Source organism: Planosporangium flavigriseum (genome assembly GCF_011947225.1).
Taxonomy (GTDB): domain Bacteria; phylum Actinomycetota; class Actinomycetes; order Mycobacteriales; family Micromonosporaceae; genus Planosporangium; species Planosporangium flavigriseum.
Window position 1 is genome coordinate 41,125 of sequence record NZ_JAATVW010000002.1, and the last position, 26,593, is coordinate 67,717.

At 70.2% G+C, this 26,593-nt stretch carries 26 protein-coding genes; 12 read left to right on the forward strand and 14 right to left on the reverse strand.

Annotated features, from left to right (window positions below; all coding sequences use genetic code 11):
• Nucleotides 1–79: 79 nt before the first annotated feature.
• Nucleotides 80–1,918: a phosphoenolpyruvate carboxykinase (GTP) gene (locus HC028_RS02890; protein ID WP_168072435.1), complete on the reverse strand. Its 1,839-nt coding sequence runs from the start codon at nt 1,916–1,918 to the stop codon at nt 80–82.
• A 376-nt stretch (nt 1,919–2,294) separates the two neighbouring features.
• Between HC028_RS02890 and HC028_RS02895 the strand changes: the two genes are divergently transcribed.
• On the forward strand, nt 2,295–2,921 hold the full coding sequence (locus HC028_RS02895; RefSeq protein WP_239075278.1) for a GtrA family protein: 627 nt from the start codon (nt 2,295–2,297) through the stop codon (nt 2,919–2,921).
• A gap of 4 nt (nt 2,922–2,925) precedes the next feature.
• Entirely contained in the window at nt 2,926–3,435 is a 510-nt protein-coding gene (locus HC028_RS02900; RefSeq protein WP_168072439.1) for a GtrA family protein, read from the forward strand.
• 15 nt (nt 3,436–3,450) lie between these two features.
• On the opposite strand, the gene HC028_RS02905 is transcribed toward HC028_RS02900, so the two are convergent.
• Both HC028_RS02905 and HC028_RS02910 read right to left on the reverse strand, forming a co-directional pair.
• Nucleotides 3,451–3,891, reverse strand: coding sequence for a PH domain-containing protein (locus tag HC028_RS02905; protein WP_420850154.1), 441 nt, complete (start codon nt 3,889–3,891; stop codon nt 3,451–3,453).
• 246 nt (nt 3,892–4,137) lie between these two features.
• Nucleotides 4,138–4,953: a biotin--[acetyl-CoA-carboxylase] ligase gene (locus HC028_RS02910; protein WP_168072444.1), complete on the reverse strand. Its 816-nt coding sequence runs from the start codon at nt 4,951–4,953 to the stop codon at nt 4,138–4,140.
• Between the two features lie 90 nt (nt 4,954–5,043).
• On the opposite strand from HC028_RS02910, the gene HC028_RS02915 reads away from it, so the two are divergent.
• The gene (locus tag HC028_RS02915) at nt 5,044–6,663 is read left to right on the forward strand and encodes an acyl-CoA carboxylase subunit beta (protein WP_168072446.1); all 1,620 of its coding nucleotides are present in this window, start codon (nt 5,044–5,046) and stop codon (nt 6,661–6,663) included.
• Between the two features lie 28 nt (nt 6,664–6,691).
• Here HC028_RS02915 and HC028_RS02920 read toward each other — a convergent pair whose 3' ends face one another.
• Together HC028_RS02920 and HC028_RS02925 are read right to left on the reverse strand one after the other, a co-directional pair.
• Nucleotides 6,692–8,551 carry a serine/threonine-protein kinase gene (locus HC028_RS02920; RefSeq protein WP_373313812.1) on the reverse strand — a complete coding sequence of 620 codons (1,860 nt, stop codon included), beginning with the start codon at nt 8,549–8,551 and terminating at the stop codon, nt 6,692–6,694.
• 30 nt (nt 8,552–8,581) lie between these two features.
• Entirely contained in the window at nt 8,582–10,723 is a 2,142-nt protein-coding gene (locus HC028_RS02925) for a prealbumin-like fold domain-containing protein (protein WP_239075279.1), read from the reverse strand.
• Nucleotides 10,724–10,843: 120 nt separating this feature from the next.
• On the opposite strand from HC028_RS02925, the gene HC028_RS27295 reads away from it, so the two are divergent.
• From HC028_RS27295 to HC028_RS02940, 3 genes are all read left to right on the forward strand, one after another.
• On the forward strand, nt 10,844–11,056 hold the full coding sequence (locus HC028_RS27295) for an acyl-CoA carboxylase subunit epsilon (RefSeq protein ID WP_239075280.1): 213 nt from the start codon (nt 10,844–10,846) through the stop codon (nt 11,054–11,056).
• Between the two features lie 81 nt (nt 11,057–11,137).
• Nucleotides 11,138–12,481 carry a uracil-xanthine permease family protein gene (locus tag HC028_RS02935; protein WP_168072452.1) on the forward strand — a complete coding sequence of 448 codons (1,344 nt, stop codon included), beginning with the start codon at nt 11,138–11,140 and terminating at the stop codon, nt 12,479–12,481.
• A gap of 81 nt (nt 12,482–12,562) precedes the next feature.
• Complete coding sequence (locus HC028_RS02940; RefSeq protein WP_373313814.1) at nt 12,563–13,171, forward strand: Maf family protein; 609 nt, start codon at nt 12,563–12,565, stop codon at nt 13,169–13,171.
• Here HC028_RS02940 and HC028_RS02945 read toward each other — a convergent pair.
• Nucleotides 13,146–14,327 carry an MFS transporter gene (locus HC028_RS02945; RefSeq protein ID WP_168072456.1) on the reverse strand — a complete coding sequence of 394 codons (1,182 nt, stop codon included), beginning with the start codon at nt 14,325–14,327 and terminating at the stop codon, nt 13,146–13,148. The two genes, HC028_RS02940 and HC028_RS02945, sit on opposite strands and share 26 nt — an antisense overlap.
• Before the next feature lie 267 nt (nt 14,328–14,594).
• On the opposite strand from HC028_RS02945, the gene HC028_RS02950 reads away from it, so the two are divergent.
• Nucleotides 14,595–16,349, forward strand: coding sequence for an acetyl/propionyl/methylcrotonyl-CoA carboxylase subunit alpha (locus HC028_RS02950; RefSeq protein WP_168073325.1), 1,755 nt, complete (start codon nt 14,595–14,597; stop codon nt 16,347–16,349).
• Here HC028_RS02950 and HC028_RS02955 read toward each other — a convergent pair.
• The 4 genes from HC028_RS02955 to HC028_RS02970 form a co-directional block, all read right to left on the reverse strand.
• The gene (locus HC028_RS02955; protein WP_168072458.1) at nt 16,342–16,698 is read right to left on the reverse strand and encodes a YbjQ family protein; all 357 of its coding nucleotides are present in this window, start codon (nt 16,696–16,698) and stop codon (nt 16,342–16,344) included. The two genes, HC028_RS02950 and HC028_RS02955, sit on opposite strands and share 8 nt — an antisense overlap.
• 80 nt (nt 16,699–16,778) lie before the next feature.
• Nucleotides 16,779–17,501, reverse strand: coding sequence for a DUF3618 domain-containing protein (locus tag HC028_RS02960; protein WP_168072460.1), 723 nt, complete (start codon nt 17,499–17,501; stop codon nt 16,779–16,781).
• Complete coding sequence (locus tag HC028_RS02965; RefSeq protein WP_168072462.1) at nt 17,477–17,902, reverse strand: phage holin family protein; 426 nt, start codon at nt 17,900–17,902, stop codon at nt 17,477–17,479. Before HC028_RS02965 ends, HC028_RS02960 begins: the two co-directional genes overlap by 25 nt.
• Nucleotides 17,899–18,747, reverse strand: a complete 849-nt coding sequence (locus HC028_RS02970; protein ID WP_168072464.1) for a hypothetical protein — start codon at nt 18,745–18,747, stop codon at nt 17,899–17,901. Before HC028_RS02970 ends, HC028_RS02965 begins: the two co-directional genes overlap by 4 nt.
• 259 nt (nt 18,748–19,006) lie before the next feature.
• Here HC028_RS02970 and HC028_RS02975 point away from each other — a divergent pair, with 259 nt between their 5' ends.
• From HC028_RS02975 to HC028_RS02985, 3 genes are read left to right on the forward strand one after another with little or no spacing between them, the layout of a single operon-like run.
• Nucleotides 19,007–19,639 (forward strand): pyridoxamine 5'-phosphate oxidase family protein, encoded by a 633-nt coding sequence (locus HC028_RS02975; protein WP_168072466.1) that lies wholly within the window; start codon nt 19,007–19,009, stop codon nt 19,637–19,639.
• Nucleotides 19,640–19,669: 30 nt separating this feature from the next.
• Nucleotides 19,670–20,479, forward strand: coding sequence for an Fpg/Nei family DNA glycosylase (locus HC028_RS02980; protein WP_168072468.1), 810 nt, complete (start codon nt 19,670–19,672; stop codon nt 20,477–20,479).
• A 2-nt stretch (nt 20,480–20,481) separates the two neighbouring features.
• Complete coding sequence (locus HC028_RS02985) at nt 20,482–20,994, forward strand: 2'-5' RNA ligase family protein (RefSeq protein ID WP_168072470.1); 513 nt, start codon at nt 20,482–20,484, stop codon at nt 20,992–20,994.
• A gap of 102 nt (nt 20,995–21,096) precedes the next feature.
• Here the strand turns inward: HC028_RS02985 and HC028_RS02990 are convergent, their stop codons facing one another.
• The gene (locus tag HC028_RS02990; protein WP_168072480.1) at nt 21,097–22,500 is read right to left on the reverse strand and encodes an NAD(P)H-quinone dehydrogenase; all 1,404 of its coding nucleotides are present in this window, start codon (nt 22,498–22,500) and stop codon (nt 21,097–21,099) included.
• 108 nt (nt 22,501–22,608) lie between these two features.
• Here HC028_RS02990 and HC028_RS02995 point away from each other — a divergent pair, with 108 nt between their 5' ends.
• Nucleotides 22,609–23,064 carry a gamma-glutamylcyclotransferase gene (locus HC028_RS02995; protein ID WP_168072483.1) on the forward strand — a complete coding sequence of 152 codons (456 nt, stop codon included), beginning with the start codon at nt 22,609–22,611 and terminating at the stop codon, nt 23,062–23,064.
• Here HC028_RS02995 and HC028_RS03000 read toward each other — a convergent pair.
• The 3 genes from HC028_RS03000 to HC028_RS03010 form a co-directional block, all read right to left on the reverse strand.
• The gene (locus HC028_RS03000; RefSeq protein ID WP_239075281.1) at nt 23,061–23,894 is read right to left on the reverse strand and encodes an SCO6745 family protein; all 834 of its coding nucleotides are present in this window, start codon (nt 23,892–23,894) and stop codon (nt 23,061–23,063) included. The genes HC028_RS02995 and HC028_RS03000 overlap by 4 nt on opposite strands.
• A 38-nt stretch (nt 23,895–23,932) precedes the next feature.
• Entirely contained in the window at nt 23,933–24,745 is an 813-nt protein-coding gene (locus HC028_RS03005; RefSeq protein WP_168072486.1) for a hypothetical protein, read from the reverse strand.
• Nucleotides 24,746–24,839: 94 nt separating this feature from the next.
• Nucleotides 24,840–25,487, reverse strand: a complete 648-nt coding sequence (locus HC028_RS03010; RefSeq protein ID WP_168072488.1) for an MBL fold metallo-hydrolase — start codon at nt 25,485–25,487, stop codon at nt 24,840–24,842.
• 108 nt (nt 25,488–25,595) lie between these two features.
• Here HC028_RS03010 and HC028_RS03015 point away from each other — a divergent pair, with 108 nt between their 5' ends.
• Nucleotides 25,596–26,558, forward strand: coding sequence for a DUF4349 domain-containing protein (locus HC028_RS03015; protein ID WP_168072491.1), 963 nt, complete (start codon nt 25,596–25,598; stop codon nt 26,556–26,558).
• Nucleotides 26,559–26,593 lie beyond the last annotated feature (35 nt).

A 26,593-nucleotide genomic window follows, 5' to 3' on the forward strand; every position in this document is an offset into this window, starting at 1 on the left:
AGACCCGCCACAAAAGGCACAGGCGCCCGTCACGTCGTGTTCACAACGCGCCGGACGCCTGCCGTAGCGACAACCGCTGCTACTCCACGCCGAGACGGGCCTTCAACGCGTCCAGCTCAGCCCAGAGTACGCCCGGCAGCTTGTCCCCGAACTTCGCGAACCACTCGGTAACCTGTGGGATCTCGGGCTTCCACTCTTCCGGGTCAACCCGCAGCACCTCGGCCAGGTCGGCGGCGGAGAGGTCCAGCCCGTCGGTGTCGATGGCGTCCGGCGTCGGCACGTAGCCGATCGGCGTCTCCACCGCCTCGGCCCGGCCCTCGAGGCGCTCGACGACCCACTTCAGCACGCGGGAGTTCTCGCCGAAGCCCGGCCACAGGAAGCGGCCGTCGTCACCCCGACGGAACCAGTTGACGTAGAAGATCTTCGGCAGCAGCGACGGGTCGCCGGCACCATCCTTGCCCTTGCCCATCTCGATCCAGTGGGCGAAGTAGTCGGCACCGTGGTAGCCGATGAACGGCAGCATCGCCATCGGGTCGCGCCGGACGACGCCGACCTGGCCGACCGCGGCGGCCGTGGTCTCGGACGACAGCGTCGCGCCCAGGTACACGCCGTGCGTCCAGTCGCGCGCCTCGCTCACCAGCGGGATGGTGGTCTTGCGGCGGCCGCCGAACAGGATCGCCGAGATCGGCACGCCCTTCGGGTCCTCGTACTCGTCAGCGAGGATCGGGCACTGCGTGATCGGGGTGCAGAAGCGGCTGTTGGGGTGCGACGACAGCTCGCCCGAGTCGGGCGTCCAGTCGCGGCCCTTCCAGTCGGTCAGGTGGGCCGGCGGCTCACCCATGCCCTCCCACCAGATGTCACCGTCGTCGGTCAGCGCCACGTTGGTGAAGACCGAGTTGCCCTGGTCGAGGGTGCGCATCGCGTTGGGGTTGGTCTTCCAGTCGGTGCCGGGAGCGACACCGAACAGGCCGTACTCCGGGTTGACGGCGTACAGGCGGCCGTCGTCGCCGAAGCGCATCCAGGCGATGTCGTCGCCGAGCGTCTCGACCTTCCAACCCGGGATCGTGGGCTCCAGCATCGCGAGGTTGGTCTTGCCGCAGGCGCTCGGGAACGCCGCCGCCACGTAGTAGACCTTCTGCTCGGGGCTGGTGAGCTTGAGGATCAGCATGTGCTCGGCGAGCCAGCCCTCGTCGCGCGCCATGACGCTGGCGATGCGCAGCGAGTAGCACTTCTTGCCCAGCAGCGAGTTGCCGCCGTACCCGGAGCCGTAGCTCCAGATCTCACGGGTCTCCGGGAAGTGCGAGATGTACTTGGTCTCGCTGCACGGCCAGGCCACGTCCTGCTGGCCCGGCTCCAGCGGCGCGCCGATCGAGTGCAACGCCGGTACGAACTCGGCGTCGTCGCCCATGGCCTCGAGCACCTTCGTACCCATGCGGGTCATGATCCGCATGCTCGCGACGACGTACGCGCTGTCGGTGATCTCCACGCCGAACATCGGGTTGGCGGCGTTGAGGGGGCCCATGCAGAACGGGATGACGTACATCGTGCGGCCGCGCATGGAGCCGCGGTACAGCTCCGTCATGAGGCGCTTCATCTCGGCCGGGGCCATCCAGTTGTTGGTAGGCCCGGCATCGGCCTCGTCGACCGAGCAGATGAACGTTCGCTCTTCCACTCGGGCAACGTCCGACGGATCCGTTCTCGCCCAGAACGAGTTCGGCTTTTTCTCGTCGTTGAGGCGTACCAGGGTGCCGGCCTCGACGAGTTCATCGGTCAGGCGCTGCCACTCGGCGTCGGATCCGTCGCACCAGACCACTCGGTCGGGAGTCGTCAGCTCGGCTACTTCGTGTACCCAGCGCAGCAGCCGTGGGTGGGAGGTCGGGGCCCGGTCGAGCCCCGGGACGGTGGCCGGAGCACTCATCGTTCATCTCCTTGCGGTCGACTCTGACCTGTACCCGAATAAGGCACCGATGACCCGTGGGGGCTTACGGGACGATGCAAAAAATTGGGTACGGGAAGTTGACCTCAGGTTAAACCTGCAGCCACGCCAGGGCATCGGGGTGACTTGTGAAAAACTGCACAAGCAATCGAAATTTTACGGAGTGCCGCGCAATTGAGTGCGTTTATCGCAGTCATTACGCAGTTTCACGCAATAGTTGTTGGCGTTGCCGGAGAGCCGGGGCGAACGGCGCCGACAGCGGCGCGATCACTTACATCAGCTTCCATTAATCAAAGACCCGCCTGCGCCCATCGGGTGACAGCACCGGCGCCGGGGCAGGATGTCGTACGCTCGGCCGGTGCATGGCGCATCCCGCGTAGGGTCCGATCAGCCGGACACCGGAGTTCCGGAGTCGGCCACTGACGTCACCCCGTCGGCTGCCACGCCCGCGCATGGCCTCCGCGGACTCCTCGCGCGCTTCCGGGGCCTCGTTCACGAGCTGGGCAAGTTCGGCATCGTCGGCGGGCTCACGTACGTCCTGGACACCACGCTCCTGAAGCTCGCCCTGTCCGCCGACGTCAACCCGTTTCTCGCCAAGACCCTGTCGACGGCGGTCGCCGCCACGGTCGCGTTCCTCGGCAACCGGTACTGGACCTGGCGCGACCGACCCCGCTCCGGTCTTCACCGGGAGTACAGCCTCTACTTCCTCTTCAACATCGTCGGCCTGGGCATCGGCCTCGCCTGCCTGGGCGTGAGCCACTACCTGCTGGGCCGGGTCTGGCCGGTCTTCACGACCGAGCTCGCCGACATCATCAGCGCCAACGTCGTCGGCATGGCCGGCGGCACCCTGTTCCGCTTCTGGTCCTACCGGCGGTTCGTCTTTCGGGTACACAGCGTCACCGACCGCGCCGACGTTGATGAGGGGCGACGCGGTTCGCGGCGATATGGGCCGAAAGGCAAGAACTTGACACCTGACGTAAGGTGACCAAGTGCGCCTTGTCCGATTCTTGCCCCAGCGGCTGCAGCACATGGCTCCCGAGGCCATCGCTTTCACCACGATCGGCCTGGCGAACCTCTTTCTCTACTTCGCCATCTTCAACGGGCTGATCTTCATCGGCGCGGTCAAGGCAACGATCATCGCCACGTTGGTGACGACCTACCTCGCCTACCTGGCCAATCGGCACTGGACGTACAAGAACCGCCCGCGGCGCGCGATGCGCCGCGAGTACACGCTGTTCTTCGCGGTCAACATGGTCGGGTTGCTCATCCAGTCCGCCGGCACCGGCCTGCTGAAGTACGGCTTCGGCCTGAGCGAGCGGCCGCACCGGCTGGCGTTCAACGTTGCGACCGTCGTCTGCATCTGCATCGCGACCCTGTTCCGGTTCTGGACCTACCGCACCTTCGTGTTCAAGGACGCGCCGGCGGACACCGTGATCGAGACCGCAATCGTCGCGCCCGCCGAGGGCGCGCCCGTCCCGGTACCGGACCGCACGCACTGACGCCTGCAGAAACTCCTAGCGCTCGTCGTCCCTGACGTTCTCCACGATCGCATCGCGGTCGGAGTCGTCGAACGTGTGCCTGGCGTGGTCGGCCTCCACCAGCTCGTACAGCACGCTCTGGGTCCGCTCCACGCGCGGGATGTCGGTGAGCACCACCTGGCCGCGCTCCCCCGCCGACTCGATCGTCAGCGTTCCGCAGCCCAGAATCCGGTCCACCAGACCGTGCGAGAACGACACGTCGTTGACCCTCCCGAGCGGAATGTCCCGCCCCGAGCGGGAGAAGACGCCGGTACGCATGATCACGCGCTCGTTGGTGAACACGTAATGGGTCGTACGCCACACCAGCCAGGGCCAGCAGGCCAGGGTCGCGACGGCGACCAGTGCCAGCACCACGATGACGTAAACCGCAATGGCGGGGAGGGCAGCCACCGCCACGACGATGGCGACAACTGACACGATCACCACCAAAAGCGGCCGGATCAGCGCTTTCCAGTGCGGATGCAGATGTAACACGATCTGCTCGTCTTTTGTCAGCACACTTTCCGGAAAGCCCACCGCGACCTCCTGGGAATTCAATTCCGCAATTCGCCGCGAGGCTAACCTGGACCCTCCGTCAAGGGCCATCCAGATTGTGGATGAAGAACGAAGAGGTGCTTCCGAACTGCGAAGTGCAGGTTACCGGGTCACGTCCGAAGACCACTGTCAGCGCAGATGCACGACGTCCGCGGCGGCGAAGGCCTGACTCTCGACGACGATACGGCCGTCAATGTCCACTCCGTCGGCGCGGCCACGCACCTGCGACCCGTCCGGTAGATGGACGAGCACCTCCCGGCCCAACGTCGCACAGTGGAACGCGTACGCCTCCCGCAACCCGCTCGCATCTGGGTCTCCACCCGCGTCGCGCCACCGCTCATACCAGGCCGCGAGCGAGCGCAGAAACGCGTGGAGAATCGGGGCGCGATCGGCACAGACGGCACCGGCCAGCGCCAGCGACGTGGCGTCGGGGCGAGGCAGTTCGTGCTCGCGCAGCGTCGTGTTCAGCCCTACCCCGATCACCACGGCCGGGCCGGCCGGTGGCGGGATCGCCTCGGCGAGGATCCCAGCGCACTTGCGCTCGTCCACGAGCAGGTCGTTGGGCCATTTCAGGACCGCGTCCACCTCAGCGATCCGGCGGACCGCCTCGGTCAGCGCCACCCCGGCGAGCAGCGGCAGCCAGCCGAACCGCGTGATGTCGACCCCCACCGGGCGGAGGAGCACGCTCAAGGTCAGGCCCGCGCGCGGCGGCGACGTCCACAACCGCCCCAGCCGGCCACGCCCGGTGGTCTGGCGCTCGGCTACCAGTACCAGCCCTTCCGGCGCTCCGTCACGGGCCGCTTTCGCAAGATCCGAGTTGGTCGAGCCGGTCTCGGCGACGACCCGGACATCGGTCCACAGACCATTCGGTACGACCAGAGCCCGGCGCAGCGCCCGCTGGCTCAGCGGTGGGCGCTCGAGGTCGGTGTACGGGCTCTGGCTCATCCGGTCAGCCTATTCCCCGAGCACGATGATGATCTGGTTGGCTTTCCACGTCATGAGGGCCCCACTACGTGGAAAGCCAACCACTGACCTATGTCACAGCACATCGCCCGCCTAGCTCGCTACGATCACGACGTGACCGCAGAGCTGACCGCTGACATCCACACCACTGCTGGCAAGGTCGCCGATCTCAGCCGGCGCATCGACGAGGCGGTACACGCCGGTTCCGCCAGAGCGGTGGAAAAACAGCATGCCCGAGGCAAGAAGACCGCCAGAGAGCGGATCGAGATGCTGCTCGATGAAGGTTCGTTCGTCGAACTGGACGAGTTCGCGAGGCACCGCAGCACCAACTTCGGGCTGGACAAGACCAGGCCCTACGGCGACGGCGTCGTCACCGGGTACGGGACGATCGACGGCCGCCAGGTGTGCGTGTTCGCCCAGGACTTCACCGTCTTCGGCGGTTCGCTCGGCGAGGTCTTCGGCGAGAAGATCGTCAAGGTCATGGACCTGGCGATGAAGACGGGCTGCCCGGTCATCGGCATCAACGACTCCGGCGGCGCCCGCATCCAGGAAGGCGTCGCCTCCCTCGGCCTCTACGGCGAGATCTTCTTCCGCAACGTCCGGGCGAGCGGCGTCATCCCCCAGATCTCACTGATCATGGGACCGTGCGCGGGTGGGGCCGTCTACTCCCCGGCCGTCACGGACTTCACCGTCATGGTCGACCAGACCAGCCACATGTTCATCACCGGGCCCGACGTCATCAAGACCGTGACCGGCGAAGACGTCGCCATGGAGGACCTGGGCGGCGCGCGTACGCACAACTCCAAGAGCGGCAACGCCCACTACCTGGCCAGCGACGAGGAAGACGCCATCGAGTACGTCAAGGCGCTCCTGTCGTACCTGCCGTCGAACAACCTCGACGAGCCGCCGGTGATCGACGAGCAGGCGGACCTGGAGGTGACCGAGGAAGATCTCGCCCTCGACACGCTGATCCCCGACTCGGCGAACCAGCCGTACGACATGCACCAGGTGATCGAGCACGTCGTCGAGGACTTCCTCGAGGTGCAGCCGCTGTACGCGCAGAACATCATCGTCGGCTTCGGCCGCGTCGAGGGGCGCCCGGTCGGCGTCGTGGCCAACCAGCCGATGCACTTCGCCGGCTGCCTCGACATCGCCGCCAGTGAGAAGGCGGCCCGCTTCGTTCGCACCTGCGACGCGTTCAACCTGCCGATTCTCACGTTCGTGGACGTGCCCGGGTTCCTCCCCGGCACCGGCCAGGAGTGGGAGGGCATCATCCGCCGCGGCGCCAAACTGATCTACGCGTACGCCGAGGCGACGGTACCGAAGGTCACGGTCATCACGCGGAAGGCGTACGGCGGTGCGTACGACGTCATGGGCTCCAAGCACCTCGGCGCCGACCTCAACTTCGCCTGGCCGACCGCGCAGATCGCCGTCATGGGTGCTCAGGGCGCCGTCAACATCCTGTACCGCCAGGAGCTGAAGGACGCCGACGACCCGGTGGCCCTGCGGGCGGAGCTGATCCAGGAGTACGAGGACACGCTGGCCAACCCTTACGTCGCGGCTGAACGTGGATATGTGGACGCCGTCATCCCACCGTCGGCGACGCGGGCACAGGTCGTGAAGGGCCTGCGGGTCCTGCGCACCAAGCGCGAGACGCTGCCGCCGAAGAAGCACGGCAACATCCCGCTGTGACAACCGAAGCCCTGGCGGGGCGACCCCGTCAGGGCTTCGGCTTGAACGTGCTCGTGACCAGCTCGAAGTACTTGAGATTGTCCTGCCAGTTCGACTCCGGCGTGGACCACCAGATCGCGTACGCCTGGTGGTCCGAGGTCACGAACCCACGGTTGATGACGTGCGCCCGGGTGCCGTTCTGGTCGTAGGTGAACTCCCAGTCCGCGCAGGAGACGAAGTACTTCACGGCCTCGATCCGGATGCGCAGGTAGCCCCGGTAGAAGCTGCCGGCCCGTTCACTCTCCTGCCGCTGCCAGTCGGCGACCGGGTCCTGGGCCGGCTTGTCGGTCTGGTCGACCCCGAAGACGATGCCGCTGCTCGGGTCGCGGAAGTACACCATCGTGCCTTCGCGCGAAACGGCCCACGCCTCCGGAACGGCGACGCTGAAACCGGTCGGGTCGGTGTACGTGTGCCAGCCCGCCGGTAGCTGCGGACCGGTCGGGGTGGACTGCGGCGGCGTGCCGGCCGGCGTCTCCGGCTGGCCGGTCGCGGGCTGTGCGGTCTGCCCGTTGGACGGCGATCCGGGCGCCGCGGTCGGGTGACTGTCCGACGGTTTGTGGGTCGGCGCGGGCCCGTTCTGCGCCTTGTTCGCGCCGTCGCCACCGCGCGTCAGCGCGATGAGCGCCACGACCAGCAGCACGACGACCGCGGCGGCGACGAGCACCCAGGGGCGCCGCCGTACGGCCCCGACGAGGGTGCCGCGCTCGGCCGGCACCGACCCGGTCGGCTCATCGGACCCCGAGCGGACGACCGTCGTCGGCTCGGTGGAGCCTGGGACCGGCGCAAGATTCGGCGCCGGCTCCGATTCAGCCTTCGGCTCCGGCTCCCCAGCGGGAGGCGCAACCGGCGCGGCAGGCGCAACCGGCGCGGCAGGCGAGATGGGCGCGGCAGGCGAGATGGGCGCCGCGGTACCGACCGCCGGCGAGGCGGGGTCCGAAACCGGCGTCACGGGCGCGTCGGTGTGGGGCTTCGACACCGACCGCAGTCGGGAGGCGAACCCACCGCCGGCCGCCCGGCGCAGCAGCTTCTCGGCCTTCTCCGCGTCGATGCGGTCCGCCGGGTCCTTGTGTAACAGTCCACTCAGGACCGGACGCAACAGACCGGCGTGCCGGGCCGGAGGCGCCTCCTCGGTGACGAGCGCGGTCAGCGTCTCGATGGCCGACGACCGCTGGAACGGCGAGCTGCCCTCCACCGCGGCGTACAGCGTCGCACCGAGCGACCACAGGTCGGACTCGGGACCGGCGTGGCCCTGGCGGGCCCGTTCGGGCGCGATGTACGCCGGGGAGCCGAGCACGATGCCCGGCCTGGTCACTGACGCCTCGCCGGGCATCGTCGCGAGCCCGAAGTCGGTCAGCACCACCCGCCCGTCGTCGGTGAGCAGCACGTTGCTGGGCTTGACATCGCGGTGCAGCACGCCGGCCCGGTGGGCGGCGCGCAGCGCACCGAGGACCTGCAGCCCGATCTGCGCGACGCGGTTGGACGGCAGCGGTCCGTCCTCGTTGATCACCTGGTGCAGCGACCGGGACGGCACGTACTCCATGACGATCCACGGATGCATATCGGTCTGGACGATGTCGTAGACCCGGACGACGCTGGAGTGGTTGAGCCGGGCGGCCGTACGCGCCTCGCGCATCGTTCGCGTGCGCATCTCCTCGCGCTCCTGCGGAGTGAGCCCCTCCGGCGGAACGACCTCTTTGATGGCGACGTCGCGGTGCAGCACCTCGTCTCGCGCCAACCAGACGCGGCCCATGCCACCCTGGCCGAGCGACCGGATAAGTCGGTAGCGCTCGGCGAGAAGGGGCTGGGTGACCGACATTCCGAGGAACATACCCGGTTCGGCAGCAGACATACGCGAGCACCACTCTTACCGCCGTCAGTGTCACATGGCCCGACGCCGGAGAAACACCCCGAGAAGAACAAGTGTGCCGAATCCGAACACTCCTATAGCGGCCAAGATGACCGGTACCGTGCTCATCTCATCGAGGATCGAGGCGCGAGCGGCGGTGGCGGTGGGCTCGCCGAACTCGGCAGTGACGGCCACTGTGTACTCGGCCACGTCTCGGGCCACGGTCAGCTCCGCCGGCAACTCCAACGGCCGGTCTCCCGTGGACGGTCGCCGCACGGCAGAGACCGTGACCGTACTCGTACCGGCGGCCCCGGTCGCCGTCTGCTCGATCCGGCAGCTTGTGGACTCCAGAAAAGCCAACGGCTCCGGCAACGCGACCGGCCCCGTCGCGTCCGGGGCCAGCACCAGCCGTCCACCTGAGCCATCCGCGCAGGACACCTCGACGACGGCTGGGCCTTTTCGGCCGGAGGTCGAGCCCTTGGCCTGCAACGTGACCCCGAACCGGGTCGTCGGATCAGCCTGGTACGTGGCCGTGCACACCGGGTCCGGCCCGCCCGGCGTAAGGGCGACCCGCACCGTCGTTCCCGCCATGGCGGTCCCCTGATCACACCGCAAGGCGGTCAGCCGCCATCCGGTCGTGCGGGTGGAGCGGGGCGGGATCGCGGTGACCAGGTACGTGCCGAACGGCAGGTCCCGGGGGACGTCACCGGTGGCGGGCTCCGGTACCCCGTACCCGGTGGTGCTCGCCGCCGCCCACCAGCCGGCGCCCGCGCCGTCGAGGCTGGCCACCGCAAAGGCCGCGGTCGCGACGCCGCCCGTCGTCACCGTGTGCAGACGCAGCGCCGGAGGTTTGCGGGCCAGCCCCAACACGCACTCCAGCGGGGCCCCGGACGCCAAGTCGATGGTGAAGGTCAGCGCGGTAACGCTTGCGGGCGCGCCATTGCACAGCACACCGGTCAGCGTCCACGGCCCCGCCGGTGGCGCCACGGTGACCGTGTACCGACCGGGAGCCAGCGTGGTGAGGTCCGCACCGCTGGCGGCCACCGCCGTACCGTTGTCGCCGGTCGTCGCCGTCAGCGCCGGCTGCCCTGCCCCGCCCGCGACGGTGAGACCGAACGTGCCGCCGGCGCCGGGGCTCAGCACGCTCAGGCGCAGCCCCGGCTGCGCAGCCGGCGGTTCCATGGAGTACGTGCAGACGACGATGTCGTCGGCGGCCAGCGTCACGGCGGTCGCACCGGTGGCCGCGTCAACCGTCGACCTGCTCCGCTCGGGCCGGCCGTCGGCGCGGCTGGCGGTACACGCCGCCCCGGCCAACCGCCAACCGGCCGGTACGGCGGGCTGAATCCGGTAGCCGGCGGGCGCCCGGGTGAACGCCGCCTCCACCTGATCGCCCGAACTGGCGAGCGTGAACGCGCCGTCGGCGGTGAAGCTCAGCCCGCCAGCGAACCGCACCTGCTGCGGGAAACCGACCGGCCTCGTGGCGCGCATCCGCACCATGACGGTGCCGCTGTCCTCGGCACCCTTCACGTAGTACGCGTAGCAGAACACATGCCGGACGCCGGGCGGGAACGACAGCCACTGGAGGTTACCGGCGGTGCGCCCGTCCACCGCGCAGCGCAGCGCGCCGAACGCGTACCCGTCGCCCACCGGCTTGTCGGGCGTGCCACCCTGCACCCACAGTTGGCGCCGCATCGCCAGCCCCACCTGCTCGTCGGTGAGCGCCACGGTGACCGCCCCGCTCAGCTTGCTCCCAGTGTCCTTGCCGGTCTGGTCGAGCTGTGGGGCCGAGCCGACGGTTGCGGGCGTGGTGACCGGCCGACCGGTCACGGTCGAGTACCGGCCCTTGCGCTCGTGGCCGGAGCCGAGAGTGAAGCGCCAGCCGGACAGGTCCTTGCAACCAGCGTCGGTACCGTCCTCCAAGCGCGGATCGACGGGCTGCCCCGGCCGGTACGGGCTGTCGCGCCCCGGGCGGCCCAGAGTCTCCCCGTCGTCGCCGCGCACCTGGCCGGCGGTCACGTCCTGGTACGAGTCGCAGGACCGGGCGACGAACGTCACCTGGTACCTGGTCGCGGACGAGGACGAGGACGCGGGCGGCACGGCGTCGGCGGCCCGGGCCGGACCCGGTACACCGAGGCAGTTGACGACGATCAGGGCGCCCAGCAGGCCGCTGAGCACAGCGGCGCGCGGTGTGGACGCCCTACTTCCGGTGACCTTGGAACCCTCGATAAGGTCGAGTATGCGTGCCGCCGGCCGGCCAGGGCCGGTAACGACGCGGTTGCTATTCCGGGAGGTGACGTGGCCGAGGAGACGACTCCGGCGCTGCGAGTGCTGCGCGGCACTCCGACCGCGGAGGAGCTGGCGGCGCTGGTCGGTGTACTGCTTCGACGCTCCGCCGGGCCCGCTCCGGCTGCCGCGACTAGGCGGTCGCGCTGGCGGGCGAGCGCGCTGCCGGGCAGCTCACTGCGGGTGGGCCCCGGCGCCTGGCGCGCCTCCGGCCTGCCCGGTTGATCCACCCCGCTGCAAGGCGGTCTGACGTAGCCGCTACGCTCCGGCCAATCCGGTCATCCCGGTTTAGGGCGAGGGCACAAAATGATCGACTGGAACTGGCGGCTACATGGCGACGGGCGGCAGATCCGCCCCGGTGAGGTCGTCGCCCCCGAAGAGCGGCTGAGCTGGCCACGCACCATCGGCATCGGCGCTCAGCACGTGCTCGCGATGTTCGGCGCCACGTTCCTGGTGCCGCTGATCACGGGCTTCCCGCCGGCCACCACGCTGTTCTTCTCCGGTATCGGCACGATCCTGTTCCTGCTGATCACCCGCAACCGGGTGCCCAGCTACCTGGGGTCCAGCTTCGCGTTCATCGCGCCGGTCGCCGCGGCCTCGGCCGCGCACGGCAAGGCGACCGCGCTCGGCGGCATCGTCGTCGCGGGTGCGCTGTTCGCGATCGTCGGCCTCATCGTGCACAAGGCCGGCATCGGCTGGATCGAGTGGCTCATGCCGCCGGTCGTCACCGGCGCGATCGTCGCGCTGATCGGCTTCAACCTGGCCCCGGTCGCCAAGTCGAACTTCGTCAAACAGCCGGCGACCGCACTGGTGACGCTCGTGGTGATCCTGCTCGTCACGGTCGCCTTCCGGGGAATCCTGGGGCGCCTGTCGATCCTGGTCGGCGTGCTCGCCGGGTACCTGACGGCGGCGCTGCAGGGCCAGCTCGACTTCACGGCCGTACGCCAGGCGGCCTGGGTGGGGCTGCCCGACTTCACCGCGCCACGGTTCAACCTCGGCGTGGTGGTCCTGTTCGTGCCCGTCGTCCTGGTGCTGATCGCGGAGAACGTCGGCCACGTCAAGGCGGTGGCGTCGATGACCGGCCGCTCGCTGGACCACATGCTCGGCCGTACGTTCATCGGAGACGGCGTCGCGACCATGGTGGCCGGCGCCGGCGGCGGCTCGGGCACCACCACCTACGCGGAGAACATCGGCGTCATGGCGGCGACCCGGGTGTACTCGACCGCGGTGTACTGGGTGGCCGGCGTGGTGGCCCTCCTGCTCGGGCTCTCGCCGAAGTTCGGCGCGCTCATCAACACGATCCCGCCCGGCGTGCTGGGCGGGGCGACGGTCGTCCTGTACGGCCTGATCGGCGTGCTCGGCGCCCGGATCTGGGTGCAGGCCCGGGTGGACTTCGCCAACCCCGCCAACCTGATGACCGCGGCCGTCGCGCTGATCATCGGTATCGCGGACTTCTCGTGGAAGATCGGAAACCTGCTCTTCAACGGCATCGCGCTCGGCTCGGTCGCCGCGATCGTGGTCTACCACGTGATGCGCCAGATCGGCGTTCGCCGTGGCACGGTCGCGGCCGTCGGCACCCTGCCGGAGCCGGCACAGCCGGCCGCGGCCGCGACCGGCAAGCGCACTCAGGCCCGGCGGCGCCGCCCCTGACCCCCGCGTTTTCTGGATCTTGGAAAGTTTGACATCGTATTTGATGTCAAACTTTCCAAGATCCGTATGGGGAGCGCGCGCGTGACGACCAAACTCGTACTCGCCTCGGCCAGCCCGGCCCGCCTGCAGCTACTGAAGGCGGCCGGGATCCCGGTGGACGTCATCGTCAGCGGTGTCGACGAGTCGGCGGTACAGGCCGACGGGCCGGACACCCTCAGCGGCACGCTCGCCCGGCTCAAGGCGGAGGCGGTGGCCGCTCGGCTGGACCCCGCCCCGGAGCAGGTGCTGGTGCTCGGCTGCGACTCCGTCCTGGCCTTCGACGGCCAGGTGTTCGGCAAGCCCACCGACGCCGACGACGCGGTCCGCCGGTGGCGGGCCATGCGCGGCCGGTCCGGCGTGCTGCACACCGGCCACTGCCTGATCGACACGCGTACCGGCCGGAGCGCCGCCGCGGTCGCGGCCACGACGGTCCACTTCGCCGACCTCACCGACGCCGAGATCGCCGCGTACGTGGCGACCGGCGAGCCGCTGCGCGTCGCGGGCGCGTTCACGCTCGACGGGTTCGGCGGCCCGTTCGTCGACCGCATCGACGGCGACCCGGGCACGGTCATCGGCCTGTCCCTGCCCCTGCTTCGCCGGATGATGGCCGAACTGGGACTGCAGATCATCGACTTCTGGCGAGTGGACTGACCAAGGACGCGGCTGCGACCCGGTGCCGCAGCACGGCGATGGCCACGGCCGACAGCACAAGAAAGACCGGTACCAGGAGGAACGCCAGGTGCGGGCCGACCCGGTCGGCGACCGCCGCCAGCAGGAACGGGGCGACCCCGAAGGACACGCCGACCGCGTACGAGGTCCGCGCCACCGCGAGGTCGGGCTGGCCGGCCGAGTGCGAGACGGCGAGGGCCATGCTGAGCGGGTAGTGCAGCGCGTTACCCAGGCCGACGACTACCAGGCCGAACAGCGCGAGCCATGGCACGGTGGCCACCCAGAACACGGCAAACCCGACGCCGGAGAGCGACAGCGCGGCGAACATGACGGAGATGGTGGGCAGGCGAAGCACGAACCGGCTGCCCACCAGCCGGCCGACGAACATGCCACCGATGATCGCGGACACCGCCGCCGTCGCCCCGGCCGGGCTGACCTGCGCATGGGTACGCAGGGCATCGGCCACCCACAGGTTGAGGCAGACCTCCACCGACCCGGTGGCGAGAATGCTGACCCACACCAGCCAGAACGGCGTCGGTAACCGCCCGCCAGCGGTCTCCAAAGGCGGACCGGTGGGTACCCGTACCCGCAAGACCACTGCCAGGACGGCGACCAGCCCGGCGGCGCCGGCCACGATGGCGAGACCGGGCCGCCACCCGAGACCCGCCGCGACGCCCGAGCCGACGACGAGCGGCGCGATCAGGCCGACCGCCGACGCGCCGGCATTCGCCTCGCTGATCGCGGCGGCGCCGCCGTCACGGTGGTGATCAGCGAGGACGGCGGTGACGCCGTTGACGATCAACCCGCCGCCGGTTGATGCCACGACGGCCCAGGTCAGGGTCGCCGCCAGCGGGTGGGACGCCAGCAGGCCGACCGCCGACAGGGCCACCCCGGCCAGACCACCCCAGATCACGCGGGCGCGCCCGAACCGGCGGATCAAGGAGGGAAGGAGCAGGCCGCTGAGCACGCCACCGACCGCGAAGGCCGTGCCGTGCAGGCTGGCCACCGTACGGCTGGTGTGCTGTTCGTCGCGCAGCAGCGGGACCACCGGGCTGAAGCCGTACAGGAAGTAGCCCCAGATGGCGATGTGGGCGTACGTCAGCCAGGTCAGACGATCGCGCGCGAGCAGACGGGGCACCAACGGAACGCTAGTCGGTTCCGGTCGCGCCCCGACCGGCATCAGGATCCCGGGCAGCAGGGTCGGCAGCGCCGCCTGTTGACTAACCTGTGATGTCGGTGGCCGCGGATTGGCACCACAGTTACAAAGATCATTGCCGCAACGTGACGATGGCCGCAGTTTGGCGATTAGCCACTTGGCTACACTGCGCGGCATAACGGTCGGTCAGGCATGACCCCATCGGGCGTCGCCGCCCTCCCGGCCGACCAGAGCGGGAGGAGCGAGCAGGTGCGCAAGGTACTCATCGCCAACCGGGGTGAGATCGCGGTCCGCGTCATCCGGGCCTGCAAGGACGCGGGGCTCACCAGCGTCGCCGTGTACGCCGACTCCGACCGCGACGCCCTCCACGTCCGGTTCGCCGACGAGGCGTACGCGCTGGGCGGCGACACCGCCGCCGACTCGTACCTGCGCATCGACAAGCTGATCGACGTCGCCGCGAAGGCCGGCGCCGACGCCGTGCACCCCGGCTACGGCTTCCTCTCCGAGAACGCCGACTTCGCCCAGGCGGTCATCGACGCCGGCCTCACCTGGATCGGCCCGACCCCCCAGGCGATCCGGGACCTCGGCGACAAGGTGACCGCCCGGCACATCGCCCAGCGCGCCGGCGCCCCGCTCGTACCCGGCACGGCCGAACCGGCCGCCAACGCCGACGAGATCGTGGCGTTCGCGCAGGAGCACGGCCTGCCGGTCGCCATCAAGGCGGCGTTCGGCGGCGGCGGCCGTGGCCTGAAGGTCGCCCGCACGATCGAAGAGATCCCGGCCCTGTTCGAGTCGGCCACCCGCGAGGCGGTCGCCGCGTTCGGCCGGGGCGAGTGCTTCGTCGAGCGCTACCTCGACCGCCCGCGCCACGTCGAGGCGCAGGTCCTCGCCGACCAGCACGGCAACGTGATCGTCGTCGGCACCCGCGACTGCTCCCTGCAGCGGCGCCACCAGAAGCTCGTCGAGGAGGCGCCCGCGCCGTTCCTCACCGACGACCAGCGCGCCCGGATCCACTCCAGCGCCAAGGCGATCTGCCGGGAGGCGGGCTATCACGGCGCCGGGACCGTCGAGTACCTCGTCGGTGTCGACGGCACGATCTCGTTCCTCGAGGTGAACACCCGGCTTCAGGTCGAGCACCCGGTCACCGAGGAGACCGCCGGCATCGACCTCGTACGCGAGCAGTTCCGCGTCGCCGACGGCGAGAAGCTCCGCTTCGACGCCGACCCGACGCCGCGCGGCCACTCGATCGAGTTCCGCATCAACGGCGAGGACCCGGGTCGCAACTTCCTGCCGGCCCCCGGCGCGGTCACCACGCTGCGCCTGCCCGAGGGCCCGGGCGTACGCGTCGACACCGGCATCGAGTCCGGCAGCGTCATCGGCGGCAACTTCGACTCGCTGCTCGCCAAGGTCATCATCAGCGGCGAGGACCGCCAGCAGGCCATCGAGCGCGCCCGCCGCGCGTTGGACGAGATGGTGGTCGACGGCATGGCCACGGCGCTGCCGTTCCACCGGGCGATCGTGCGGGACGAGGCGTTCACCGACGAGCCGTTCCGGGTGCACACCCGCTGGATCGAGACCGAGTTCGACAACCAGATCCCGCCGTTCTCCGGCGGGGCCGGAGCGGACACCGCGGCCGAACCCCGCGAGACCGTCGTGGTCGAGGTGGGCGGCAAGCGTCTCGAGGTCTCCCTGCCCGCCGGCTTCGGCGCCGCCGCCGCACCCGCAGCGGCGAACGGCCCGAAGGCGGCCCGCAAGCGCGGTTCCGGCCACAAGCAGGCCGGTGCCGCCAGTGGTGACGCGCTGACCAGCCCGATGCAGGGCACGATCGTGAAACTGGCGGTGGCCGAGGGCGACACGGTGGCCGAGGGCGACACCATCGTCGTACTCGAGGCGATGAAGATGGAGCAGCCGCTCAACGCCCACAAGGCCGGCGTGGTCACCGGCCTGACGGCAGCGGTCGGCGAGGTCGTGCCGGCCGGCAGCGTGATCTGCGAGATCAAGTAAGGGCTTCCGCCTCAGCCGCCTGCTGACGGGCCTCGGCGGTGATCGGCCGTGCCACCACCGCCGTCCCGTAGGCGCACAACTCCACCCAGTTCGGAGTGATGTCGCGGTTGTCGAAGCGCATCCCGACGACCGCGGTGGCGCCTCGGCGGCGCGCGGCGGTGACCATCTGCGCGATGGCCGACGCCCGGCTCTGCACCAGCACCTGTGCCATCTCCGCACCCTGGCCGCCGTTGAGGGTGCGGAAGCCGGCCACATAGGGATTGCGGGTGCAGGCTGTCACGCCGAGCACCTCACCCAGCACGGCCCGGATCTCGTAGCCGGGCAGACTCTCCGTTGTGACGACTAACACACGTCGAGCGTATATTCCAATTCATCGATCATGGTCATCCGGCGGAGGCGAACTCCGCCGGATGACCACTTCCACGTACGTCAGGTGGCGCTGCGTACCTGCTCCGCGGCGCCCTTCGCCTCCGACTTCGCGTCGGCCGCGGTCCGCTGCACCGCCGTCGTGGCGGTCTCCTTCACCTGTCCGACGGCCGCACGCACCGGCTCCGCCATGTCGGACTTCAACTGCTGCGCCGACTCCATGAGCGGCTCGCGTACCCGGTCGACGAGGTCACCGGCGTTGTCGCGCAGTTGCTGCGCGGCCCGGCGCTCGACATCGCTCTCCGGGATCAGCGACGCCGCGAGCAGCCCCGCGCCGAAGGCGATGATCCCAGCCGCGATCGGATTGCCCTGCGTCTTGCTCGCCACCGCCTGCGGCGCCTGGCGTACCGTGTCCGCCGCGCCGCTGGCCGCGTCGCTCACCTTGGCACCGACCTGACCTGCCATGTCGCTGGTCTGGTCGGCCAGGTGACTGGCCTTCGCGCTCGCCTGGTCGGCCAGGTGACTGGCCTTCGCGCTTGCGTGGTCGGCCAGGTAGCTGGCCTTCGCGCCGGCCTGCCCCGCCATGTCGTGCATCGAGTGGGTCGTTCCACTCGGCGCACCCATCACCTTGTCACTCACGCCGCGCACCTTCTCCTTGACTGCGGTCCAGCGGCGCTGGGCCACGCGGGTGGGGCTGGTCCGGTCGGCCAGCCGGTTCACGTCCCGGGCAAGCGCCGCCCGGGTCTGCTCGATGTCGTTCCTTATCCGGTCGGGTTCTTCAGCCATCGCGCGTCCTCCTTGATCGTCTCGACGGTCTGCCGGGGCATCGGCGAGACGGTGCTCAACTTGTTGCGCCCCTTGGCGTACAGCGCGGCCCCGACGGCCGCCCAGACGACTGCCACGATCAGCGCCGCCCACCCCAGGTCCATGACGTTGCCGAGCCCGAACATGACGGCCAGCGTGAGCAGCAGCGCCACCATGTATCCGGCGAAGCCAGCCCCGCCGAGCATTCCGGCCGCCTTGCCCGCCTTGACCGCCTCCTGGCGCAGCTCAGCCTTTGCGAGCTCCACCTCCTGGCGGAACAGGTTCGACAGGTCGTTGCTGATGTCGCTGATCAGCTGGCCGATCGATGTTTCCTTCTGCTCGGTGTGCAGCGTGTCGCCCCGAGACGGGTACAGGCCGGTCATCGCGGGCCGTCCAGGGTCGCGTCGTCAACACGGGACCGCTTCGAGCCGTCGGAGACTCCGCGTTCGAACGACGTTCCGGCCCCGATCGGTTGCGTCACCGCGGTGGGCCGGCCGGTCCCGGTCGCGAGGTACTCGGTGCCGACGTCCGGTTCCGACGCGGCGGTCGGGTAGTCGCGGGCGGTCGCGGACAACGGCGGTTCCGCGGACACGCTCGTGCTCTTCGGGTTTTCCGGCCCCCAGGCGGTTGTGGTCGTGGGGTAGGTCGTGGAGTACGACTCAGCCCTCATCCGTGGGATGTCCTCCGCACGGACCGCCTCACCCCCGGGCGCGCCGGCCGTCGACGACTGCGACGTCTCCGTCGTCGCGCTGAAGGCGCCCTTGCCGAGGCGCCCGACCACGAAGCCGGTGGCGAGAGCGGTCGCGAGGAACGCGCCGGGACGCCGCCGGGCGAAGTCCTGCACTTCGCTCAGGACGCCCTCCGGGCCGTGCTCGGCCAGGTAGTCGGCCATCTGCCGGCCGCCCAGGGCTACGCGGGAGACCACGGTACGCGCGGGAGAGTCGGTGCCGTCGGACACCATCCCGTCCAGTTCGTCGGCCATGCTGCGGATGCCGTCGACGAGCCGGTCGTTCTGGCTGCGAACCTGCGTGCCCACCTGGTCGCGAAGCTCGGCGGCCACGCCGCGGGCCTGGCTGGACACCTCGTCGGTAACCTGGCGCGCCTGCTGCTTCGCGGTGTCGGTGACGTTGCCGGCCGCTTCCGTGGCGGCGTCGGTGGCTTCGCCGACCGCCTGGCGCACGGGCGCTGCAGCGGCGGGGGCCCGTGCGCCGGTGTAAGCGTCGTCCATGTTGACCTCCCGTGAATTGCGATTCAGGTTGTGCCGTTTGGCTACCCAATTCAGCCGGATCCACACGGACGACTATTCAGAAATTCGGATCAGGCGAGCCGGCGTACGCCTATGTACGACGCGCGCTACCTGCAGGATCACCCGTTTGACGCACGATTGCTTCATCCTCCATATAGGACGCGGAATTTATTGTCCCCGGTCGGCACGGTCTCCGGGATACGCTCACCCCACGGCGCCTTCGGGCACGGGGAGGTACGCGATGACGGACACGACCGGACTCCTGGAAATCACCTCAGCAGCCGAACTGCGGGATCTGCTCGGTGAGCCGATGCCGCGGGCGGCCACCAAGGACCGGGCGCGACTGCACGAACGCGACCGGGAGTGGCTGGCCGCGTCGCCGTTCTGCCTCATCGCCACCGCCGGCACGGACGGCACCTGCGACGTCTCCCCCAAGGGCGACCCGCCGGGGTTCACGTACGTCATCGACGACACCACCATCGCCGTCCCGGAGCGCCCGGGTAACCGCCGCGCGGACGGCTTCCTCAACATCCTGGCCAACCCGCACGTCGGCCTGATCTACCTGATCCCCGGCCGCCGCGAAACGCTGCGGATCAACGGCCGCGCGCGGCTGGTGCGGGATGCGCCGTTCTTCGACGAGCTGGTCGTCAAGGGGCACCGGCCCCAACTGGCGCTCATCGTGGAGATCGAGCAGATCTTCTTCCACTGCGCGAAGGCGTTCATGCGCTCGTCGCTGTGGGAGCCGGCGACCTGGAACCCGGACGTGCTGCCGCCGCACGCACAGCTCGTCAAGGAGGTCCAACGGGCTCCGGAGACCCTGGAGGAGCTGGAGCGCTACTACGGCCCGGAGTACGCCGAGCGCCTCTACGGCTAGGCGGGTCCGCCCGGCGGGTACGGTCTACCGATGCCCGAGGGACACACGATCCGCCGACTCGCCGACCGGCACCTGGAGCTGTTCGGCGGCCAGCGCGTCACCGCGGAGAGCCCACAGGGGCGCTTCGCCGCCGGGGCAGCGCTGATCTCGGGCACGGTCCTGGAGTCCACCGACGCGTACGGCAAGCACCTGCTGCACCGGTACTCCCGTGACCGGACCCTGCACATCCACCTCGGGCTGTACGGGAAGTTCACCGACGGGCCGGACGCCGCGCCGCCGCCGGTCGGCGAGATCCGGCTGCGGCTCATCACCGGTGACCACTGGCTCGACCTGCGCGGGCCGACCGCGTGTGAACTGCTCACCCCGCCCGAGGTCAAGGAGCTGATCGGGCGGCTCGGCGCCGACCCGCTGCGCGACGACGCCGACCCCGACGCGGCGTACGCGCGGATCCGGCGCAGCGCCAAACCGATCGGCGCGCTCCTGCTCGACCAGGCGATCGTCGCCGGCACCGGACTGATCTTCGTGATGGAGACGCTCTTCCGCGCCGGCCTGCCGCCGACGATGCCGGGCCGGTCCCTGTCGCCGGAAGGCTGGCGGGAGATCTGGTCCGATCTGCAGGTGCTGATGCGAGCGGCCGTCGGGGTGGGCAGAATCGACACGGTGCACGCCGCACACACCCCGGAGGCGATGGGTCGCCCACCGCGGGTGGACCGGCACGGCGGCGAGGTGTACGTGTACCGCCGCGCCGGGCAGCCCTGCCTGGTCTGCGACGCCCCGGTGCGGACGGCGCCGCTGGCGGGGCGCAACTCGTACTGGTGCCCGACCTGCCAGGTGTTGTGACCGTGGGCGCGGCGCTGGAGCTCTACTTCGACGGAGTCGCCGAGCGGCGCATCCACGTCCTCTGGAACGCCCTCGCCGCGGCCGAGGTGCCGACGCTGCGACAGCTCAGCCGCCGCCACCGCCCGCACCTGTCGCTCGTGGGCGCGGAACTGCTCGACGCGCCGACGGTCGCCAAGGCGCTCGCCGACCTACCGGCGGCGCCGCCGCTGCGGCTGTCGTTCCAGTACGCCGGGCAGTTCGTCGGCCGGGTGCTGTTTCTCGGGCCGGCACCGAGCACCGCGCTGCTGACCCACCAGGCCGCGGTGTGGCGGCGGCTGTGCGAAGCGGGTATCGAGCTGTCAGAACTGTACGCGCCGGGCGTGTGGGTGCCGCACGCGACGATGTCGATGCGGGTGCCCCGGCCGGTGCTCGCCGAGGCCATCCGTCGCTGCCTGGAGTTCCTGCCGATCGAGGCGACCATCTCGTCGGCGGCCGTGGTCGACCACAAGCGCGACGTCCGGGTCCCGCTGCCGTAGGAGGGCCGGCACACCGCCCTTGATGCGGCAACAGGCGCGAGCCGCCGGCCAACGCTCGCGCGCAGCGCGGAGGGACCGTCGTCCTCAATGACGACGAGAACGTCAATCGAACTCGTGCTGCATCAGCTGGCGGGCCGCCTCCGCGATCGAGCCCGAAATCGACGGGTAGATCGTGATCGTGTGGGCCAACTGGTCGACGCTCAGGTGGTTCTCGACGGCCATCGCGATCGGCAGGATCAGCTCGCTGGCCTTCGGCGCCACCACGACACCGCCGACGACGAGGCCGGAGGCCGGGCGGCAGAACACCTTGATGAAGCCGTCCTCCAGGCCCATCATCTTGGCCCGCGCGTTACCGGCCAGCGGCAGCATGACCGTACGCGCCGGCACCTTGCCGCTGTCCACGTCGGCCTGGCTGACGCCGACCGAAGCCAGCTCGGGATCGGTGAAAACGTTGGAGGCCACGGTCTGCAGCTTCAGCGGCGCGACCGCCTCGCCGAGCGCGTGCCACATCGCGATCCGGCCCTGCATGGCGGCGACGCTGGCCAGCGGCAGTACGCCGGTGCAGTCCCCGGCGGCGTAGATGCCGGGCACGTTCGTACGCGACACTCGGTCGACCGTGACGTACCCGCCGCGGCCGATCTCGACCCCGTACTCCTCCAGGCCCAGGCCGGCCGTGTTCGGGATCGCACCGACGGCGATCAGCACGTGGGAGCCCTCGACGGTACGACCGTCCTCCATCTCGACCACGACGCCGTCCGCGGTGCGCCGGGCGGCCGAAGCGCGGGCCCGACCCATGATCTTCATGCCCCGGGACCGGAAAACGTTCTCGATGACGACGGCGGCGTCCGGGTCCTCGGTCGGCATGACGCGGTCGCGGCTGGAGACCAGCGTCACATCCACACCGAGGGCGAGGTACGCCGACGCGAACTCGGCGCCGGTCACACCGGAACCGACGACGACGAGGCGCTCGGGGAGTTCGGTCAGGTCGTACACCTGCCGCCAGTCGAGGATCCGCTCACCGTCGGGGCGGGCGGACGGCAGTACCCGCGGGGTCGCGCCGGTCGCGATCAGGACGGCCGTGGCATCGACGGTGTACTCAGGCTCGTCATCGGCCGGGGTCACCACCACCCGGTGAAGATGCCCGGCCGTGTCGGTGCCCAGCTTGGCGGTGCCCTGCACGAAGCGGACGCCGGCCTTGGTCAGCTTCGCGCAGATGTCGCTGGACTGGGCCGCGGCCAGCCGCTTGACCCGGCCGTTGAGCACCGACGCGTCCACGCGAACGTTGTCGAGGCTGGCGCCGCGGATGCCGAACTCCTCGGTGTCCCGATAGGCGGTCACCACGTCCGAGCTGGCGATGAACGTCTTCGACGGTACGCAGTCGTGGAGCACGCACGCCCCACCGGCGCCCTCCCGCTCGACGACGGTCACCTCCGCCCCGAGCTGTGCCGCGACGAGCGCGGCTTCGTAGCCCGCAGGCCCTCCACCAATGATCACAACGCGATTCACATGCCAAGGGTAGAGCGCAATCCGAACGGAACGGGCTTCGCACCGGATATGCCACCGACACGCTCCGCACAGTTCTCCCCCGGGCGCGCCGGACGATATCGTCGGCGCGTGCGTCACTACGCCGCGTACGGCTCAAATCTTGACCCCGCCCGCATGCGGGCCTACTGCCCGCACTCCCCCATGGTGGGCGTCGGCTGGATCGAAGGCTGGCGACTGACCTTCGCCGGCGAGGACGTCCTCGGCTGGGAGGGCGCGGTCACCACGCTCGTGGAGTCGCCCGGCGACCGGGTCTTCGTCGCGCTCTATGACGTGCACCCCGAGGACGGCAAACAGCTCGACGAGGTCGAGGGTGTGACGGCCGGCACGTACCGCAAGATCCACGTACGGGTCGCCACGCTCGACGGCGACGTGACCGCGTGGGTCTACGTGTTCACCGGGTACGAGGGCGGCGCGCCGACCGCCTGGTACCTGTCGGAACTCGTACGCGCCGCGGAGAAGGCGGGTGCCCCGGCCGACTACATCGAGCAGCTACGCGGCCGCCCGACCCGCGACGAGAAGTCCTAGCGGAACTCAGGTCCCCGGTTCGCAGACCAGTCGTACGTCCGGCCCGGCCGGGCGGGAACCTGCCACTCCCGGTCGGGGCGGCGGTCGGCGCGCGGGTCCGTCAGCAGCTGCCGCGCCGCCTCCAGCAGGTCGACCAGCTCGTGGCGTTCACCCGGCTCCAGCGTCCGGTAGGCCTCGCCGGCGATCCGGTCGGTCAACGCCTCCGCCCACGCCCGCTTGCGCATCAGCGGGGCAAACGGAGGGAAGGGTGGATGCCAACCGAACGCCGTCGCCCCCGACTCGCCGTCCGGCCCCGCGACGATGGCCTCCAGCGGAGTGAGCGCGCTCGCGCGTACGGCCTGGATGTGCGCGCCTCCGCGATGCTCGCGCATCAGGTGGAGCAGGACGGCCGCCCGGGCGCCGAGACAATCCTCGGGTACGGGCATCGCCCGCCACGCGGCGAACAACGGCATACCGGACGGATCGGCGTCCACCACGACCCGCTCCGCCAGCTCCACCAGGCGGGACAGCCCGGACAACGACGTCAGCTTCTCCCTGCCCCACCGCGCGCACTCGGCGGCACTGTGTCCGGCGACCTCAGCGGGCGGCGCCACCTTGCGAGCCGCTTCCCAGCCGTCCCTGACCGCTTCGACCGCGACGAACGCCATCGCCGCGGCGGCGGTGTCCGGGCAGACGTCTCCCAGCGCCCCGGCGCGGCCCGCCACATAGAACGCCCAGCCGGTCAGGCCGAGCTGACGCGCCTTGCGGGTGGTCGGAGGATCCTGCCTGAACGCGCCGCCGAGTTCGAGTACGGCGTTCTTGACAAAGGACGCAGTCTGGTCGGGCGTCACGCCGCTCATTGTGCCGTTATCGTCGCATTACGTCACGCCTACTGGTCGGTTTCCAAACCGTCCAGTACGGCTTCCGCCTTCTCGATCCGTCGACGCGCCGCGGTCACCCGCCGCTCAGCCAGCGCCCGTGCAGCCTCCGCCTCGGCCAACTCGGTACGCGCCGCGAGCAGCTCACGGTGCGCGGCCGCCCGGGCTCCCCGGCGCGCGGCAGCGGCAGCCCTCTCCGCGGCGCGACGCTCAGCGGCTGCCGCCTTCTCCGCTGCCGCCTTCTCCGCTGCCGCCTTGGCCGCTGCTTCCTCGGTCCCGGCCTCCTTGGCCGCCGCTTCCTTGGTCCCGGCCTGCTGCTCCTCACCACCCTGGATCAGGCGGAGCTTGGGGCGGGGCGTCTCGCCGAATCCGGCGTACGCGACGGTCCTGGCGAGCCGACCGGCGCGTACCTGCTCGGCGACCACCGGATCGGCGAGCGCGGCGGCGAGGGTCGCCTCGATCTCGGCAGCCGGCAGGTTGCCCCGGCCCGCGAGCTGAATCGCCTCGCGGACCAGCCCGGCGACGGCCGCCCGCCGCCGGATCGACAGCTCCCGCAGCTCCTCACCGCGCAGGTCGCGCTGGGCCGAGCGCAGCGCCTCCCCCAGCTCGATCAGCTCGGCCATCAGCTCCGGCCGCTGCCGGGCGAGCCGGTTCACCGCCCACGCGCCGACCGTCGGCCGGCGCAGCTTCGCAATCTCAGCAGCGAGCCGGCGGTCACCGGCCGCCTTGGCCCGCTTCGCGGCGACGTCCCGGGCCGCCACGAAGTCCTCGGGCGGCAGCGCATAGAGCTCGCTCGTCGCATCGGCGAGTTGGTCGGCATTCACTCGCCTATCTTCGCCCAGTACAGAGCTCAGGCGGGCGTAGTCGGGCGTAGTCGGGCGGCAGATAAGTCCACCGATGCTGGCGGAAGGCGCTTTACTACACCGCGATCTGCTGGCCGGGCTCCAGCCGCGCGTACTCCGTACGCGCAAGGTTTTTCATGTTGCTGTCGGTGACCATGAAGCCGGTCTGGCTGAGCACCGCTTCGTGGATGGCGTACGCGCGCCGCGGTGCCACCTGGCGGACGAACTCCACCGCCTCGGCGAGCTTCATCCACGGCCCCGCCACCGGAACGAACAGCGTGTCGACATTGGCGTCGGTGGGCACGTCGAACGAGTCCCCGGGGTGGTAGACGCCGCCGTCGCCACCTGCGGCTTCGACGAAGAACCCGATGTTGGCGACGCGCGGTAGCTCCGGGTGGATGATCGCGTGCAGGCCCCCGTACGCCCGGACGTGGAGCCCCGCCGCGGTGAACTCGTCGCCGGCGACCACCGGCTTGGCCGAACCGGCGAGGTCGCCGAGCTTCGCCACGACGTCCGGGTGCGTGTACACCTCGATGGTCGGCCGCTTGCCGAGCGCATCGGCGAGCTTCTCCACATCGAGGTGGTCGAAGTGCTCGTGGGTAATCAGCACCGCGTCCACCCCGTCGAGGGACTCGGGCTCCGACAGTTGACCCGGGTCGATCACCAAGACACCACCGTCGTGCTCCAGCCGTACGCAGGAGTGGGAGAACTTCGTCAACCGCATCGTGACCTCCTCGCATCGAAACCGGTACCTGCCAGCCGGAACCGCGGCAGAGGCCGGGCACGTCGGACGGGCGGCTGCACCGGAGCTGACCCTACCCACGGAGGAGATATGTCAGTCATACGGCCGTCCGGACGGTTCGCCGCCACGACCCTGGCATGCACGTCGATGGCGATGATCGTCGCCGGCTGCGGGGCGAGCGACAGCAGTACCAAGAGTTCGAGCGCCCCAGCCACGCGGCAGGACGCGGCGCAGGGCAAAAGTGAGGCCGGACCGGCGACGGCCCGGGGCGGCGGCCCGGACGGGAAAGCCGACTCCGGGATCCCGAAGCAGGTCCCGGTCGATTCCCGGGCGCTGATTTTCACCGGCACCGTCACGATCCGGGTCCCCGACGTGGGGCGCGCCGCGTCGGACGTGAGCGCGCTCGCGACCGCCGCCGGCGGTTTCATCGGGGGCGACGATCGCACCAGCGATCAGGATCGCTCCCAGGCCCGGCTCACCCTCCGGGTACCGTCGGCCCGCTTCACCGAGGTGGTCAGCGGCATCAGCAAACTGGGCCGCAACGGCAAGGACGAGAGCCGGCAACTATCCACTCAGGACGTCACCGACGAGGTGACCGATGTGGACGCTCGCATCGCCACCGGGCAGGCAAGTGTGAACCGGGTCCGCGAGCTTCTCGCCAGGGCACAGAACATCAGCGAGATCGTGTCACTGGAGTCCGAACTGGCGCGCCGCGAAGCCGACCTGGAGTCCCTGAAGTCCCGCAAGCGCAAGCTTGACGACCTCACGGCGATGTCGGCAGTCACCGCCGTCCTCCTCGGACCGCAGGCCGCAGTGACGAACAAGCCCGAAACCGGGTTCCTGGCCGGGCTCAAGGCCGGCTGGCACGCGTTCACGGCCTCGATGCAGGTGCTGCTCACCGTACTCGGAGCGCTGCTGCCGTTTCTGCTCGGTGCGGCTCTGCCGGCCCTGGCCGTGGTGTGGGCACTACGCCGGAGACGCCGTCCGCGCCCTTCCCGTCCGGATTCCGAACCGACAGCTCCCGCGTCCCCGGCACCCGCCGCGACGGAGTGACGTGTGGGGGTCAAGCGCGCGGGCGCTTGACCCCC

Coding starts and splice junctions, on each gene's coding strand:
- HC028_RS02890 (WP_168072435.1), bottom strand. CDS start 1,918: ATGAGTGCTCCGGCCACCGTCCCGGGGCTCGACCGGGCCCCGACCTCC.
- HC028_RS02910 (WP_168072444.1), bottom strand. CDS start 4,953: ATGAGCCAGAGCCCGTACACCGACCTCGAGCGCCCACCGCTGAGCCAG.
- HC028_RS02915 (WP_168072446.1), top strand. CDS start 5,044: ATGTCACAGCACATCGCCCGCCTAGCTCGCTACGATCACGACGTGACC.
- HC028_RS02920 (WP_373313812.1), bottom strand. CDS start 8,551: ATGTCTGCTGCCGAACCGGGTATGTTCCTCGGAATGTCGGTCACCCAG.
- HC028_RS02935 (WP_168072452.1), top strand. CDS start 11,138: ATGATCGACTGGAACTGGCGGCTACATGGCGACGGGCGGCAGATCCGC.
- HC028_RS02960 (WP_168072460.1), bottom strand. CDS start 17,501: ATGGCTGAAGAACCCGACCGGATAAGGAACGACATCGAGCAGACCCGG.
- HC028_RS02965 (WP_168072462.1), bottom strand. CDS start 17,902: ATGACCGGCCTGTACCCGTCTCGGGGCGACACGCTGCACACCGAGCAG.
- HC028_RS02970 (WP_168072464.1), bottom strand. CDS start 18,747: ATGGACGACGCTTACACCGGCGCACGGGCCCCCGCCGCTGCAGCGCCC.
- HC028_RS02975 (WP_168072466.1), top strand. CDS start 19,007: ATGACGGACACGACCGGACTCCTGGAAATCACCTCAGCAGCCGAACTG.
- HC028_RS02980 (WP_168072468.1), top strand. CDS start 19,670: ATGCCCGAGGGACACACGATCCGCCGACTCGCCGACCGGCACCTGGAG.
- HC028_RS03010 (WP_168072488.1), bottom strand. CDS start 25,487: ATGCGGTTGACGAAGTTCTCCCACTCCTGCGTACGGCTGGAGCACGAC.
- HC028_RS03015 (WP_168072491.1), top strand. CDS start 25,596: ATGTCAGTCATACGGCCGTCCGGACGGTTCGCCGCCACGACCCTGGCA.